The sequence below is a fragment of the Arthrobacter koreensis genome (assembly GCF_009193255.1).
GTDB lineage: Bacteria > Actinomycetota > Actinomycetes > Actinomycetales > Micrococcaceae > Arthrobacter_B > Arthrobacter_B koreensis.
In genome coordinates, this window is record NZ_WACG01000001.1 from 972,266 (window position 1) to 985,174 (window position 12,909).

16 protein-coding genes are annotated in these 12,909 nt (G+C 66.9%); 11 read left to right on the forward strand and 5 right to left on the reverse strand.

The genetic code is table 11. The annotated features are described in order from the left end of the window. The first annotated feature begins 34 nt into the window (after nt 1–34). Entirely contained in the window at nt 35–1,282 is a 1,248-nt protein-coding gene (locus tag GD628_RS04555) for an MFS transporter (RefSeq protein ID WP_226802334.1), read from the forward strand. On the opposite strand, the gene GD628_RS04560 is transcribed toward GD628_RS04555, so the two are convergent. Beyond that, entirely contained in the window at nt 1,279–1,983 is a 705-nt protein-coding gene (locus GD628_RS04560) for an NUDIX hydrolase (protein ID WP_193313192.1), read from the reverse strand. The two genes, GD628_RS04555 and GD628_RS04560, sit on opposite strands and share 4 nt — an antisense overlap. A gap of 128 nt (nt 1,984–2,111) precedes the next feature. On the opposite strand from GD628_RS04560, the gene GD628_RS04565 reads away from it, so the two are divergent. From GD628_RS04565 to GD628_RS04575, 3 genes are read left to right on the forward strand one after another with little or no spacing between them, the layout of a single operon-like run. Further along, a complete protein-coding gene (locus tag GD628_RS04565; protein WP_152273942.1) occupies nt 2,112–2,756 on the forward strand; it encodes a GyrI-like domain-containing protein in 645 nt (214 codons plus the stop codon). Between the two features lie 50 nt (nt 2,757–2,806). Then, a complete protein-coding gene (locus tag GD628_RS04570) occupies nt 2,807–3,145 on the forward strand; it encodes a PadR family transcriptional regulator (RefSeq protein ID WP_091601301.1) in 339 nt (112 codons plus the stop codon). After that, nucleotides 3,142–4,122, forward strand: coding sequence for a permease prefix domain 1-containing protein (locus GD628_RS04575; protein WP_152273943.1), 981 nt, complete (start codon nt 3,142–3,144; stop codon nt 4,120–4,122). The genes GD628_RS04570 and GD628_RS04575 overlap by 4 nt, the downstream gene beginning before the upstream one ends. 60 nt (nt 4,123–4,182) lie before the next feature. On the opposite strand, the gene GD628_RS04580 is transcribed toward GD628_RS04575, so the two are convergent. Next, nucleotides 4,183–4,782: an antibiotic biosynthesis monooxygenase gene (locus tag GD628_RS04580; RefSeq protein ID WP_091601572.1), complete on the reverse strand. Its 600-nt coding sequence runs from the start codon at nt 4,780–4,782 to the stop codon at nt 4,183–4,185. Between the two features lie 170 nt (nt 4,783–4,952). Continuing rightward, nucleotides 4,953–5,849, reverse strand: a complete 897-nt coding sequence (locus tag GD628_RS04585; RefSeq protein WP_226802335.1) for a LysR substrate-binding domain-containing protein — start codon at nt 5,847–5,849, stop codon at nt 4,953–4,955. Nucleotides 5,850–5,967: 118 nt separating this feature from the next. Between GD628_RS04585 and GD628_RS04590 the strand changes: the two genes are divergently transcribed. Genes GD628_RS04590 through GD628_RS04600 form a run of 3 tightly spaced genes read left to right on the forward strand, consistent with a single transcriptional unit; the run spans nt 5,968 to nt 8,852 of the window. Beyond that, complete coding sequence (locus GD628_RS04590) at nt 5,968–7,260, forward strand: cytochrome P450 (protein ID WP_152273944.1); 1,293 nt, start codon at nt 5,968–5,970, stop codon at nt 7,258–7,260. A gap of 22 nt (nt 7,261–7,282) precedes the next feature. Beyond that, nucleotides 7,283–7,606: a 2Fe-2S iron-sulfur cluster-binding protein gene (locus GD628_RS04595; protein ID WP_091601294.1), complete on the forward strand. Its 324-nt coding sequence runs from the start codon at nt 7,283–7,285 to the stop codon at nt 7,604–7,606. Nucleotide 7,607: 1 nt separating this feature from the next. Continuing rightward, on the forward strand, nt 7,608–8,852 hold the full coding sequence (locus tag GD628_RS04600) for an NAD(P)/FAD-dependent oxidoreductase (protein ID WP_152273945.1): 1,245 nt from the start codon (nt 7,608–7,610) through the stop codon (nt 8,850–8,852). A gap of 112 nt (nt 8,853–8,964) precedes the next feature. On the opposite strand, the gene GD628_RS04605 is transcribed toward GD628_RS04600, so the two are convergent. Next, nucleotides 8,965–9,693: a LysE family translocator gene (locus GD628_RS04605; RefSeq protein WP_091601291.1), complete on the reverse strand. Its 729-nt coding sequence runs from the start codon at nt 9,691–9,693 to the stop codon at nt 8,965–8,967. Nucleotides 9,694–9,773: 80 nt separating this feature from the next. Here GD628_RS04605 and GD628_RS04610 point away from each other — a divergent pair, with 80 nt between their 5' ends. From GD628_RS04610 to GD628_RS04625, 4 genes are all read left to right on the forward strand, one after another. Then, nucleotides 9,774–10,223: an Lrp/AsnC family transcriptional regulator gene (locus GD628_RS04610; RefSeq protein WP_091601289.1), complete on the forward strand. Its 450-nt coding sequence runs from the start codon at nt 9,774–9,776 to the stop codon at nt 10,221–10,223. Between the two features lie 37 nt (nt 10,224–10,260). After that, entirely contained in the window at nt 10,261–10,929 is a 669-nt protein-coding gene (locus GD628_RS04615; protein WP_152273946.1) for an alpha/beta hydrolase family protein, read from the forward strand. 20 nt (nt 10,930–10,949) lie between these two features. Continuing rightward, nucleotides 10,950–11,666, forward strand: a complete 717-nt coding sequence (locus tag GD628_RS04620) for a DUF3592 domain-containing protein (RefSeq protein WP_152273947.1) — start codon at nt 10,950–10,952, stop codon at nt 11,664–11,666. Between the two features lie 138 nt (nt 11,667–11,804). After that, a complete protein-coding gene (locus tag GD628_RS04625) occupies nt 11,805–12,500 on the forward strand; it encodes an HAD family hydrolase (protein ID WP_152273948.1) in 696 nt (231 codons plus the stop codon). Between the two features lie 10 nt (nt 12,501–12,510). On the opposite strand, the gene GD628_RS04630 is transcribed toward GD628_RS04625, so the two are convergent. Then, on the reverse strand, nt 12,511–12,876 hold the full coding sequence (locus GD628_RS04630) for a nuclear transport factor 2 family protein (RefSeq protein WP_152273949.1): 366 nt from the start codon (nt 12,874–12,876) through the stop codon (nt 12,511–12,513). Between the last annotated feature and the right edge of the window lie 33 nt (nt 12,877–12,909).

The window sequence follows — 12,909 nt, forward strand, 5'->3', positions numbered from 1 at the left end:
GTCCATGACACATCCGCAGCTGCAAAGGAGAAGCGTGGCGGTTTTCAGCAGGACGAGGAAGGCGCCGCCCGTGCGGGCAGGCCTGGCCCTGACCGGAGTCCTGCTGATCGGCGTCAACCTCCGCGTCGCCTTCGTCTCCGTCGGCCCCCTGCTCGCGGACATCGGCCGCGAATTCGACTTCTCCAGCGCACAGTCCGGACTCCTTACCGGCCTTCCGCTCATTGCCTTCGCCCTGTTCTCCCCGCTGGCTCCGGCCGTTGCCCTGCGGACCGGACTTGACCGGGCCCTTTGGCTCTCACTGGCACTGCTGGCCGCCGGTACCGTCTTCCGGTCGACTCCGGCCCCGGCGGCGCTCTGGAGCGGGACCCTCCTGATAGGCATAGCCATTGCCTTCCTCAACGTTCTGCTCCCTTCGCTGATCAAGCGGGATTTCCCAGGCCGGATCAGCCAGCTCACCGGCCTGTACATAGCTGCGCAGAGCCTGGTCACCGCCCTGGGCGCCGCAATAGTGGTGCCCGTGTCCCTGATTCCCGGATCCGGTTGGCGGCTTGCCCTGGGGATTTGGGCCGGGCTGGCACTGATCGCAATGGCCATCCTGCTCCCGGGACTGAAACGCGGAACGGGCGACGGCGATGCCGCCGCGGCGGGCGCCCCTGCGGCACCGGTACGCTTCCGGTCCCCCTGGAAGACGCTCCTCGGCTGGCAGGTCACCCTGTTCATGGGCCTGCAGTCGGTCGGCTTCTTCGTAGTGACAACCTGGCTGCCCAGCATTGAACGTGACCAGGGAATCTCCGAGACCACTTCCGGGCTGCACGTCTCCGCCTTCCTGGTAGTGGGCACCGCCTCATCCCTGCTGACCGGCGCGGTCCTGGGCCGGTTTTCGGATCAGCGGCTGCTGGGCATGGCGGGCAGCCTGCTGGCCATGGCAGGCTTCCTCGGGCTCCTGGTTGCGCCGCAGCTGTCCCTGGTGTGGGTGGTGGTCAGCGCCTCAGGCTGCGGCAGCATGATTGTTACGGCGCTGTCCCTGTTCAGCCTGCGGACTACCAACCATGTCCAGGCGGCTGCCCTCTCCGGCATGGCGCAGTCAGTGGGCTACGCCATCGGAGCCGCCGGGCCCGTGCTTTTCGGGTTCCTCTATGACCTCAGCGGAGGCTGGACCGTCCCGCTGGCTGTGAGCGCCGGGATCATGGGGCTGAGCTGTGCCATGGCTTTCCTCGCCGGGCGGGACCGCGTGCTTCCGGAACACCCCCGGGTGCGCCCGGAAGTTCGACCCGGAGCCTAGCTCCGCTCGTAGCGCCAATCGCTGCCGCGCATCACCAGGCGGTGCCGGCTCCCGGGCCGCCGTGCGCCGTCGGCGGGGTACTCCTCATCCCCGTGCCAGGCAATCACCGCGTCCGGTTCATATCCGTCCAGAAGCCGGCTGCTGTAGGTTTCCGGGGCTGCGGCAGCGGCAACCGCCAGGGCCGCCGCCGCGTTCGGGAACTGCTGCAGCAGCGTCAGGGTGACGAAGGTGGGAGCAACCAGGAGCATCTTGCCCCCGCGGTGCAGCTCCAGGGCTGCGTCCGGCGTCAGCCACGCGGAATCGATCAGTTCACCGGGATTCAGCCGGATTTCTCCGTCCGGCGCCGGCGCCAGGAAGAACCAGGTGCGCAGGCGTTTGGGCGCCTGCAGCGGAGGAACCCAGCAGGACAGTTCCACCAGCGCGTCCGGCTCCAGCACCAAGCCGGTTTCCTCCACCGCCTCCCGCGCTCCCGCAATCCTTGCCGCCGGCACATCTTCCGCCGGGGAGCGCGGCTCGGCCCGGAGATCGGGCGGTAAGGACCCCGCCGCAGCGTAATCCTCGGGATCCACCCGGCCGCCCGGAAAGACCCAGGCTCCCGCGAACGTACCCGTGTGCCGCGGCCGTTCGAGCAGGAGGACCTCGAGGCCGTCCGCGCCGTCGCGCAGCAGGACCACCGTTGCGGCTGTGCCTACCAGTGTCATTCTTCCCCTGTTCTGTTCCCGCTCCACGGAGCGGATGCTTCCTTGGATCGTAGCGAATGCCGAACCCTGCCGCGCACCGTTGCCCCCGGGGGCCCGGGTGACCTTTGATGGTTCCCAGGAGGCGCCCCATGAATTCATCCCCAGGCCCGGCAGGAAGCCAGGCCAAGTATGACGTCAAGAAGGCACTGCGGCAGCTCTACTCCCCTGGGCGCAGCTTCACGCTCTTGGAGGTGCCTCCGCAGCGCTTCCTGGCGGTGGACGGGCACGGGAACCCCAACACTTCGCCGGATTATGCGGCCGCGGTCCAGGCACTCTACGCGGTGGCGTATTCGCTGAAGTTCGCTGCGAAGCGCAGCAGCGGGCAGGACTCGGTGGTGGCACCGCTGGAAGGTCTCTGGCGGGCAGAGGACCCGGCAGCGTTCCTCCAGGGCAGCAAGGATTTGTGGGACTGGACCATGCTCATCAGCCAGCCGGAGTGGGTCAGCGAAGAAACTGCCCTGGAAGCGGCCGCTGAGGTCCGGGCCAGGAAGGACCTCGACGCCGCGGCACGGATCCACTGGCTGGAGCTGAAGGAAGGCCTCGCAGTTCAGGTGATGCACATCGGTTCCTATGACGACGAAGCTCCCTTGCTAGCACAGCTGCACCACGAGTTCATGCCCGAGAACCAGCTGGACTTCAACGGCGACCACCATGAGGTCTATCTCAGCGACCCGCGGCGCACTGCGCCGGAGAAGCTAAAGACCATCCTGCGCCAGCCGGTCCGGCGAAGATAAAAACAGCCCGCCTGTTGCAAGATTGTGCGTGACACACCATAGTGTGAGTCATGGACGAAGACCTGCTGGGTGGACATCTCCAGGAACTGCGCCGCGGAACGGTGGTGCTGGCCTGCCTCTCCATCCTCAAACAGCCCGGCTACGGCTACGGCCTGCTTGAAGCCCTTGAGCGGGCCGGGTTCGCCGTCGAGGCCAACACCCTCTACCCGCTGCTGCGACGCCTCGAGAAGCAGGGGCTGCTCACCAGCTCCTGGGACACCGAAGAGGCGCGCCCGCGCAAGTTCTACACCACCAGCGAGCAGGGCACCGAGTTGCTGGACGCCCTGTTGAAGGACTGGGAAGCGCTCCACGCCTCCATCCGCCGGCTCAACGAAGGAAAAGCATCATGAGTACTCTCACTGACCGTTATGTCTTCGCCGCCCTGCGCTCACTGCCGGAGGGAGCACGGGCGGACATTGAGCGGGAACTGCGAGGTTCCATCGCGGACGACGTCGATGCACGCGTCGAGGCTGGCCAGCCGCCGGCCGAAGCGGAAAACGCGGTCCTCACGGAACTCGGGGATCCGGCACGCCTGGCCGCGCAGTACAGCGGGCGGCCCCTCTACCTGATTGGGCCGGACCTTTTCCTGGACTGGTGGCGGTTGCTGAAAACCCTCGCCGTCATCCTTACGCCGCTTGCGTTCCTCGGCTCGGCCGTGGTGCAGATGGCCCTAGAGCCCGGGGACCCTGCCGGAGCCTTCGGCGCCGCGATCGGCACGGCCATCAGTGTCCTGGTGCACCTCGGTTTCTGGGTCACCCTGGTCTTCGCCGTCATCCAGTTCAACGGCACCCGGCGGAAGGACCTGGGCCTGCAGCCGTGGTCACCGGCCATGCTGCCGCAGGTTCCGCGGAAATCCCAGGTCTCCCTCGGCGACACCATTGCCTCGGTGGCGCTTGCCGCCTTCTTTATCGGCGTACTGCTCTGGCAGCGGGTGGGTTCCGTGATGTACCTCGACGGCGAACCCGTGGTGGTCCTGCAGGAAAGCCTGTGGAGTTTCTGGCTGCCGTACGTGATCGTCCTGCTGGTCATCGAGGCGGGCTTCGCCGTCGTGCTTTACCTGGCCGGACGCTGGACCTACTCTTTTGCAGGGGTTAACGCCGTGCTGGCGCTGGCGTTTATGGTGCCGGTGCTGTGGCTGTTGTCCACGGGCCAGATCTTTGACTGGGCCTTCCTGGCGAACGTGGACTGGGGTGCGGACGCGTCCACTTGGATCAGCGGAATCACCGCTGCGGCCGTCCTGTTCATCGGGCTGTGGGACATTGGCGACGGTTTCCTCAAGGCCTGGAAGTCGGGGCGGTCTGGCCATGTTCCCGCTGCGGTCCGGTAGATATAACGACGGCGCCGGCCGGGCAGTGTCCCGGGCAGCGCCGTCGTGCGTGGCCGTGTCTTAGGAGCGGCGGCGCGCCAGCCACGGCTGCAGGAGGCCGGTGACCCAGGGCAGTACCCAGTACGCCATGATCGGGGTGAGGACCGCCGTCGTAATCAGTACCCGCAGCGGCATGGGCAGTTGCTCCCAGCCGGGGAAAGCCAGCCCTACCAGCCAGGTGAAGGCCAGGTTGACCGGAAAGAAGCCCAGCCAGATGGCCACGGCCTGCTTCCAGCGCGGAGGTGTTCCCGGGGCCTCCAGGTCAGTGGTGGAGGACGGCGAATCGAACCAGCCTTCAATGCCGGTGCGGCGGGTGACGGTGCGGTCCTCAACCATGTCCCGTCCGCGTTCCAGCCATTCGCGGCGCGGTTCGGAGTGTTCCCAGGCGTCCAGGGCAGCGGCGTCGGCGAAGCGGTAGAGCATGTGCCATTCGTCGGAGGTGGCGGAGGCGCGGACCCATCCGGAGCCGAGGAACCCGGGCCAGGTGTTGGCGAGGTTGACGCCCTCCTGGACCCAGTGGGTGGCCTCAGGCACACGGCGGGGATCGACCCGCCGGGTGATGGAGACCGTCACCGCCTCCGGCCCGCGGGCCGGAAGGGTGTCAGTGTGCGTTGATGTCATGCCTCCAAGTATCCGGACGGGTTTGGCGGGCGTCGAATTCCGGGAACGTGCTTCCTGCCACATCTGGCCGCCGTACTGCTGTCACCGGGCCCCCTCCTTCCCACGAGAGGCCAGTTACGGCTCCTTTCAGGCCTGAAAAAAGCCGTAACTGGCCTCTCGAGGGGCGGCGGTCAGCCGTAAAGCTCCGCCGCGAGGCTGAGCATCGCCGCCACACTCCGGGATGGCCGCAGCGCTGCCGGCCACACCATGGAGACGGGAACCGGGCGTGCCGCCGGCCGCAGCGGCCGCACCACGAGCGGACGGCCTTCATAGGACAGCTCCCCTGCCGGCTGCTGGACCAGGATGGCGTAGCCCATACCGCGTCCCACCAGCGAGCGCGTCACCTCATAGTCCGTGGTCCGGAACCGGACACTGGGTGTCAGACCGGCGGCGCCGAACATGGTCATGGTGTTCTCCCGGCTGGGGTCCACGTCCAGCAGGATCATGGGTTCGGACGCCACATCGGCCAGGGACAGTTCGCTGCGCTCCGCCAGCGGATGTTCGGCGGACAGCACCACGGCCGGCTCGGCAGCGAACAGCGGCTGCCGGTTCAGTCCCGCCGGAAGCGAGAGATCGTAGGCGATGGCGACGTCGAGCTGCCCGTCCGCCAGGCGACGGTGGATTTCCGACTGCGGACCGTCGTAGAAGTCCAGCTCCACCAGCGGATACCGCTGTCCGTAGTGTTCGATCAGCCGGGCCAGCACCGTCGGCGCCAGCGTCAGGTAACAACCCAGCACCAGCGAACCGCGCACCTCGGCGTCCGTGCCGCCGGCGTGCAGCTGCAGGTCCACGGCATCCACCAGCAGGTTCCGTGCCCTGGCCAGTACGCCCTGCCCTGCCGTGGTCAGGGTGATGCCGTGCGCCTTCCGCCGGATGGCCAGCTGTGCCCCGAAGGCCCGCTCGAGGTTGTTCAGTGCCCCGGCTACCGCCGATTCAGAGACGTGCAGGCTCCCCGCTGCGGACGCGATGCTGCCGTGGTCCGCCACGGCAGCGAACACTTCCAGCTGCCGCAGGGTGTATCGGAGCATCCATAACCTCACTAAAGACGTGGATAATCAATGATTTCTTGTACTTTACCGGGGATATGACGCAGGGCACACTGATAGCCAGGCGGGTGCCGCCGCGACGCATACGAGGAGATCACCGATGACCACCCCGGATACCACCCAGTCCCCCAGCTGTCCCTATTCCGGCGTGCAGGCAGACCACGACGCCGCCGCGGCCGCACCCGCCGCCGTGACGGCTACCGTGCCTTCCGCAGTCGATGTCAGGGAAGCACCAGTGGCCGACTGGGTCACCATCCCCGACCTGTACCGGGATCCGTTCCCCATCTACCGGCGGATGCGCGAGGAAGCACCGGCGCACTGGGTCCCGGCGGTGAACCGCTACATGGTGACCAGTTACGCCGCGTGCCACACCATCGAGCAGGATGATGCGACCTTCTCCGCCAACGAAAACGGCTCCCTCATGAAGCGCTCCATGGGCCATTCAATGCTGCGCAAGGATGATCCGGAGCACCGCATCGAACGTGACTCCTACGGCTCCACGCTGCGCCCGGGCACCATCAAGAACCATTGGAAAGCCCTCTTCGAGGCGAACAATGAGAAGTACCTCGGCGAGCTGGAGGCGAAGGGGCCGGGCGCCGACTTTGTCTGGGATTACGCCGCGCCCTACGCCGCCGAGAACCTGCGCCTGGTCTGCGGCTTCCACAACGCGACGCAGCAGGACCTGCAGCGCTGGAGCCAGACGATGATCGACGGCACCGGAAACTACGCAGACGACGCCGATGTCTGGGAGAAGAGCGCGCGCTCGTCTGCGGAAGTGGATGCCGCGATTGACGAAATGCTGCCGTACTTCCGGGAGAACCCGGACCACTCACTGCTCTCCGGGCTGGCCTCCATGCCGATCCCGCTGGAAGCCATCCGCGCCAACCTGAAGATGACCATCGGCGGCGGGCTGAACGAGCCGCGGGACGTCCTGGGCACCACGGTCTGGGCCCTGCTGGAGAGCCCGGACCAGCTGGCCTCGGTGCGCCGGGACCCGAAACTGTATGCCGCGGCCTTCGAAGAATCCGTCCGCTGGGTGGCTCCGATCGGAATGTACCCGCGGGAAGCTACCCGCGACACCGTGCTCGAGGGGGTCCGGCTGCCCAAGGGAGCCCGCATCGGCGTCGTTATCGGTGCCGCCAACCGGGACCCGGCCGTCTTCGAGGACCCGGAAACCTACAACCTGCACCGGCCCAAGAAGCCGCACCTGGGATTCGGCGGCGGAACGCACTTCTGCGCGGGAACCTGGGTGGCCCGCACCCAGGTGGCCCAGGTAGCCATGCCCGCCCTCTTTGAGCGGTTCCCGCGGCTGCGCCTGGACCCGTCGGCGGAAACGGTCGACGCCGGCTGGGTCTTCCGCGGCATGCTCAAGATGCCCGTGCTCTGGGATTAATCCCGCCTTTCCTAGGAGAACCATGAATTCCATTACCTTTATCCAGCCCTCAGGTACGCCGGCCACGGTGAGCGTGGAGCCGGGAACGTCCCTGATGCGCGCCGCCGTCACGAACGGAGTGGACGGCATTGTCGGGGAATGCGGCGGCCAGGCCATGTGCGCCACCTGTCACGTCTATGTCCGCCCTGAATTCGCCGCTGCCCTGCCGGAACCCAGCGACGACGAAGAGGAAATGCTGGACTGCACCACCGCCGAGCGGACCGAACTGTCCCGCCTGGGCTGCCAGATCAAGGCCTGTGCGGAACTGGACGGGATCGTCGTCGACGTTCCTGCGGAACAGGTCTGAGATGTCAGTAGTCATCATCGGCGGCGGACAGGCCGGGCTGCAGGTGGCGGACTCGCTGCGCAGCGGCGGCTACCCGGAGGCCGTCACCGTCATCGCCAACGAGCCCGGCCTGCCCTACCAGCGTCCGCCGCTGTCCAAGGACTACCTCTCCCCGGAGGGCAGCTCCGCTCCCCTGCCGCTGCGCGCGGCGTCGTTCTTCGCGGACAAGGAGATCACGCTGCGCAGCGGGGTGCGTGCCGCAGCCGTGGACCGCGCCGCGCGGACCGTCACGCTCGGCAACGGCGAGCAGGTGGACTACCGGCACCTGGTCTTCGCCACTGGCGCCGCAAACCGTGCACTCACCTGCCCGGGCGCAGATTTGCCCGGCGTCCATCTTCTCCGGACACTTTCCGACGCCGCGGCGCTGCACGCAGACCTCGCTGCGGCGCGCCGCGTTGTGGTGGTCGGGGCTGGATTCATCGGGCTGGAAGTTGCCGCCGCGGCCCGGGCACGCGGCTGCGAAGTGACGGTGCTGGAGTTCGCGCCGGGCCCCATGGGGCGCGCCCTGAGCCCGGTGACGGGCGCCTGGTTCGCCGCCGCCCACACCCGTGCCGGGATCCGGCTGCAGTTCAGCGAAGGCATTGCCTCCCTGGAGCCGGGCATGGACGGCAGGGTTGGCTGGGCAGTGTCCACGACCGGCGCCCGGTACCGGGCGGACCTGGTGGTGGCGGGCATCGGCGTCGTGCCCAATGATGCGCTGGCCGCCGCGGCCGGGCTGGAAACCGGGAACGGCATTGTGGTGGACGCCGCGCTGCGCACCTCGGATCCGTCGGTCCTGGCGGTGGGCGACTGCGCCAGCTTCCCGTCGGCGCACACGGGGGCACGGATCCGGGTTGAGTCGGTGCAGAACGCCACCGACCAGGGACGGCATGCGGCGCGGACCATCCTCGGAGCCGCCGAGCCGTACACGGACCTGCCGTGGTTCTGGAGCAACCAGGGCAGCCTGCGGCTGCAGATCGCCGGTCTCTCCGCGCCCGGGGACCAACTGGTGACCAGCGGGGATCCGGAGAGTGGGAAGTTCTCCGTGCTGTGCTTCCGGGACGGACGGCTGGCTGCCGTGGAGTCGGTCAATTCGCCCGGGGAGCATCTGGGGGCGAGGAAACTGCTGGCGGCCGGGACCGGTCCGGCCCCCGAGGAGGTTGCTGTCCCCGGCTTCAGCCTGAAGACACTGGCGCGGCAGGCCGTCGCGGCGGCGTCGCCCGTCTAGGTCTGCCGCCTCCCGCGCCCACCTCCATCGAGATGGCAGAAACTGCTCTTTTGAGCCCTCAAACGGGCAGTTTCTGCCATCTCGATGGGCGGTCCGGGCTGAGCAGACCGGTTCAGGCCAGCAGCAGGAGCCGCTCGCCGAGCAGGACCAGCGCCACGCACACCATCAGGATCCCGCTGGCCAGGGTGACTGCCCGGGCTGCTGCCGGGCGGGAGCGCAGCAGCCGCCGGGCGCCGAGGGCAACGAGTGTGTAGACGAGCACGGAGACACCAAAGTGGGACAGTCCCAGCACCAGCGACTGCAGCGGCAGTGCGAGCGCGGCGGCCGGGTCCACAAACTGCGGGATCAGTGCGAGATAGAGGAGCAGGGCTTTTGGATTGGTGCCGGAAGTTCCCAGCCCTTTCAGGAATTCCCGGCGCTCGACGGCGCGGCGGGAGCGTACCGGCGCGCGCACTGCCAGCGCCACAGATCCGCCGGAACCGGAACCGGTCTCCGCAGACGGTTCCGGCTGCCCTTCGGCCGCGGGCACCGGCGTCGTGATTCCGTCAGTGAACCCGGCACCGCGCCATGACCGCATGGTGGAGATGCCCAGCCACAGCAGGTAGGCGGCGCCGGCCAGCGTCAGGCCGGTGAGGAGGCCGGGCGAGGCCGCGATGAGTGCGGCGAGACCAGCAACGATCAGCGCGGTGTGGAAGAGGTAGCCGGTGCACAGTCCGGCTACCGAGGGGGTCACGCGCCGTGAGCGCAGGCCGGAGGAGATGCAGTACGCCCAGTCAGCGCCCGGGGTCATGGCCAGGGTGATCGAAACGGCCGCGAAACCCGCGAGCTGCGAAAAATCCATTCCTCAACCTTAGGAAAAACACGGCGCGAAGTGCTGACTGGAATGTGCTGCCAAAACCACCCTTACAGTATGATTTTTGCGTGATTGACGCGATTGATCGGGAAATTTTGCGCCTGCTCCAAAATGACGGACGGATGAGTGCGACGGCGGTTGCCGCCCGGGTGGGACTGACGGTCGCCCCGTGCCATCGACGGATCAAGGAGCTTGAACGTGCCGGTGTCCTTACCGGCTACCGCGCCGTGGTTGATCCAGCCGCCGTGGGGCTGGGCTTCCAGACCCTGCTGTTCGTCACCCTGCGCGACCGTGCGCAGATGCTGGCTTTCGAGAAGGCTGTGGGCCTGCACGAGCAGATTGTGAAGGCGGACCGTCTCTTCGGGGATCCCGATTTCCTGCTGAAGGTGATCGCGGCGGACCTCCCCGGCTACCAGCAGTTCTACGATGACGTGCTGGTGAACCTGCCCGGGGTGGAAAAACTCACCAGCACCATCGTGATGAAAACCGTCAAAGAGGAGGCCGGCCTGCCGCTGTGAGGTGAGCGGCGCGAGGACGTCCCGTAAATTGGAACGCATGCCAGTGCAGCAGGAGAACCTCACAGTCTCGGTTGGCGAGGGGACCGTCAGTGCCGTCTTCGCGCAGCCCGCCGGTGCCTGGGCGTCCATGGTGGTGGCGCATGGGGCCGGGTCCGGCATGGAGCATCCCTTCCTCACCGGCTTTACCGATGCGATGAACGACGGCGGCGTGGCTACCTGGCGGTTCAACTTTCCTTACCGGGAGGCCGGGAAGAAGTTCCCGGACCGTGCCCCGGCCGCGATCGCGGCATGGCGGGCGGTCATGTTCGCCGCGGAAGACAACGCCGACGGCGTACCCGTCTGGGCGTGCGGCAAATCGTTTGGCGGGCGGATGGCGTCCATGGCCGTGGCCGAGGGGATGCCGGCTGCCGGCCTGGTGTATCTCGGCTACCCGCTGCACCCGCCGGGCAAACCGGAAAAACTGCGCGACGAGCACCTTTACGGGCTTGCCCAGCCGATGCTGTTCCTCCAGGGAACCCGGGATCCGTTCGCCCTGCCCGGCGAGCTGGAACCGGTGGCCGCCAAGATCGGGCCGAACGCCGTCGTCGAGCGCATTGAGGGCGGCAATCACATGTTCGAGGTGGCGGGGAACAAGCGGCCGCAGGACGTCATTGGCGCGTCCCTCGCCGGGCCGGTGCTGGAGTTCATGCGGCAGCATCTTCCCTAGTCAGACGGTATTCTGCTGGGGTGAAAAAGACTCCTCAGGTTACCCCTCCGTCCCCGGGTTCCTTCCAGGTGCCCGAAGGGTGGGTCCTCTCCCCGCACCGCAATACCAGCAGGTACGCCATGGAGGTGGCCTATGGCAGGCACGCCTGGCGCGGAATCTACCTGAACGACGGCGCCGGCAACGGTTATTTCGCGCCTGGCTGGAACGGGGTACGGTTGGCGCGGAATATGCGTGTGGTCCAGCGCGTGGCCGGGACCCTGACCATTTTGTCCCTGCTTTTCTTCAGCGGCTGGACTGTGAAAACGGTACTCGACAATAAGGAGTACTACCGGTTCTCGGCAGAGGGCGTCCAGACCCAGGCCCTGGTGCAGTCGGTTTCGACGGAGACGTCCACCCGGCACCGAAAAAACACTGACAGGACCTACACGACCGATACAGCAGCGGTTGTCACCTATTCCGTGGGAGGGGATTCGTTCTCGGGGACCGTGGAGCACCGGTCCCACTCGAAAGACGGATATCCCGAACCTGAATGGCGGCCGGGGGAATCTGTTGAGCTGTATGCCGATCCTGCTGCTCCCGAAAAAATCGTGGTTCTCAGTCCGTATCTTGAAGAACGGACCAACCCCGTCAACGGCTCAACCTGGTTCCTGATGATCATGGGCCTGGGGCTATCCGCTGTTCCTGCCGTCATTTACTTCGTCTCCCGCAGCAGCCGGCGCAAGGCAGAAGCACTTTAGTCCGCTGCCGCCAGTGACGGGTGCCGGTTTTGACGGAAGTGCAGCGTCCTGCCACGATCAGTCTGGGTGTTCACCGTCGTCAGTGCCCGTCCGTTTTATGCGCCGCAGGGTCCTGCGGCCACCGTCCAGGAGGAACATTTGTCGCCACATCCCGCCCTGCAGGCCGTTTTCTGGGACATGGACGGAACCCTGGTGGACACCGAGCCGTACTGGTTCGCCGCGGAGAAGGACCTGATGGCCCGGTTCGGGGTCAGCTGGAGCGACGAGCAGGCCATGGAACTGGTGGGCAATGCCCTTCCCGATTCGGCCCGCGCGCTGCAGCAGGCCGGCGCGGACCTGGGCATCCGGGAGATCCTCGACACCATGCTGGCCAGTGTGGTCAGCTCCGTGCAGAAAGAAATCCCGTGGCGTCCCGGAGCCCGCGAAATGCTCGCAGAACTCTATGCGGCCGGAATCCCGTGCGCCATGGTGACCATGAGCGAGTCCCTGCTCGCCCGGGTGATCGCGGACCAGCTGCCGGAGGGCACGTTCCGGTTCCTGGTAACCGGAGAGATGGTCGCCAACGGCAAGCCTGATCCGGAACCCTATCTGCTGGCGGCGAAGCTGATGGGCGAAGAAGTGGGCATGCCCCTGGAGCTGGACCGCATTGTGGCCGTGGAAGATTCCCTGCCCGGAGTCGCTTCCGCCAAGGCCTCCGGTGCCGTGACCGTTGCCGTGCCCAACGCCGTCGATGTGCCGGAACAGCCAGGGATCACCCGCTGGGAGACGCTGGCCGGCCGCGGTGTGGCGGACCTGCAGGCACTTGTTGCGGAGCGGGTTTCCGCCTCGGCCTAGCCGCCTACCCCTAGTCCTGCTCAAACGGCGTGTGCTGGTGGACAGCGAGCTTCCACTCGCCGTTTTCCCGGGCATACACGCTGGTGAGCAGTGCTGTGTAGGGAGTACCGTCCCGGTCGGCACGCACCTTATAGGTGAGCACACCGACGTCGTCCGCCAAGTAGTCCTCCCGCGGTTCGAGGATTTCGAAGGCGGTCCAGGGCGGACCGCCCATCGACTCGATGATCTGCTGCCGGTCCATAATCCGCAGCCCGTTGGTCAGCAGGACCACGGGTTGGCTCGACAGCACATTGGAGTAGAACGCCGTCGCCTCCCCCGGTCCGGTGGACAGCGCATGCCAGCCGGCGGTTTCGATTTCCACGAGTTCGTTTTCCATGGTCCGGCACTCTAGCCCCGGTCAGCGGACGGA

Excerpts from the sequence above, each read along its gene's own strand:
- GD628_RS04560 (WP_193313192.1), bottom strand. The coding sequence starts at position 1,983 with ATGACACTGGTAGGCACAGCCGCAACGGTGGTCCTGCTGCGCGACGGC.
- GD628_RS04585 (WP_226802335.1), bottom strand. The coding sequence starts at position 5,849 with ATGCTCCGATACACCCTGCGGCAGCTGGAAGTGTTCGCTGCCGTGGCG.
- GD628_RS04570 (WP_091601301.1), top strand. The coding sequence starts at position 2,807 with ATGGACGAAGACCTGCTGGGTGGACATCTCCAGGAACTGCGCCGCGGA.
- GD628_RS04615 (WP_152273946.1), top strand. The coding sequence starts at position 10,261 with ATGCCAGTGCAGCAGGAGAACCTCACAGTCTCGGTTGGCGAGGGGACC.
- GD628_RS04575 (WP_152273943.1), top strand. The coding sequence starts at position 3,142 with ATGAGTACTCTCACTGACCGTTATGTCTTCGCCGCCCTGCGCTCACTG.
- GD628_RS04600 (WP_152273945.1), top strand. The coding sequence starts at position 7,608 with ATGTCAGTAGTCATCATCGGCGGCGGACAGGCCGGGCTGCAGGTGGCG.
- GD628_RS04595 (WP_091601294.1), top strand. The coding sequence starts at position 7,283 with ATGAATTCCATTACCTTTATCCAGCCCTCAGGTACGCCGGCCACGGTG.
- GD628_RS04580 (WP_091601572.1), bottom strand. The coding sequence starts at position 4,782 with ATGACATCAACGCACACTGACACCCTTCCGGCCCGCGGGCCGGAGGCG.
- GD628_RS04605 (WP_091601291.1), bottom strand. The coding sequence starts at position 9,693 with ATGGATTTTTCGCAGCTCGCGGGTTTCGCGGCCGTTTCGATCACCCTG.
- GD628_RS04630 (WP_152273949.1), bottom strand. The coding sequence starts at position 12,876 with ATGGAAAACGAACTCGTGGAAATCGAAACCGCCGGCTGGCATGCGCTG.
- GD628_RS04590 (WP_152273944.1), top strand. The coding sequence starts at position 5,968 with ATGACCACCCCGGATACCACCCAGTCCCCCAGCTGTCCCTATTCCGGC.
- GD628_RS04565 (WP_152273942.1), top strand. The coding sequence starts at position 2,112 with ATGAATTCATCCCCAGGCCCGGCAGGAAGCCAGGCCAAGTATGACGTC.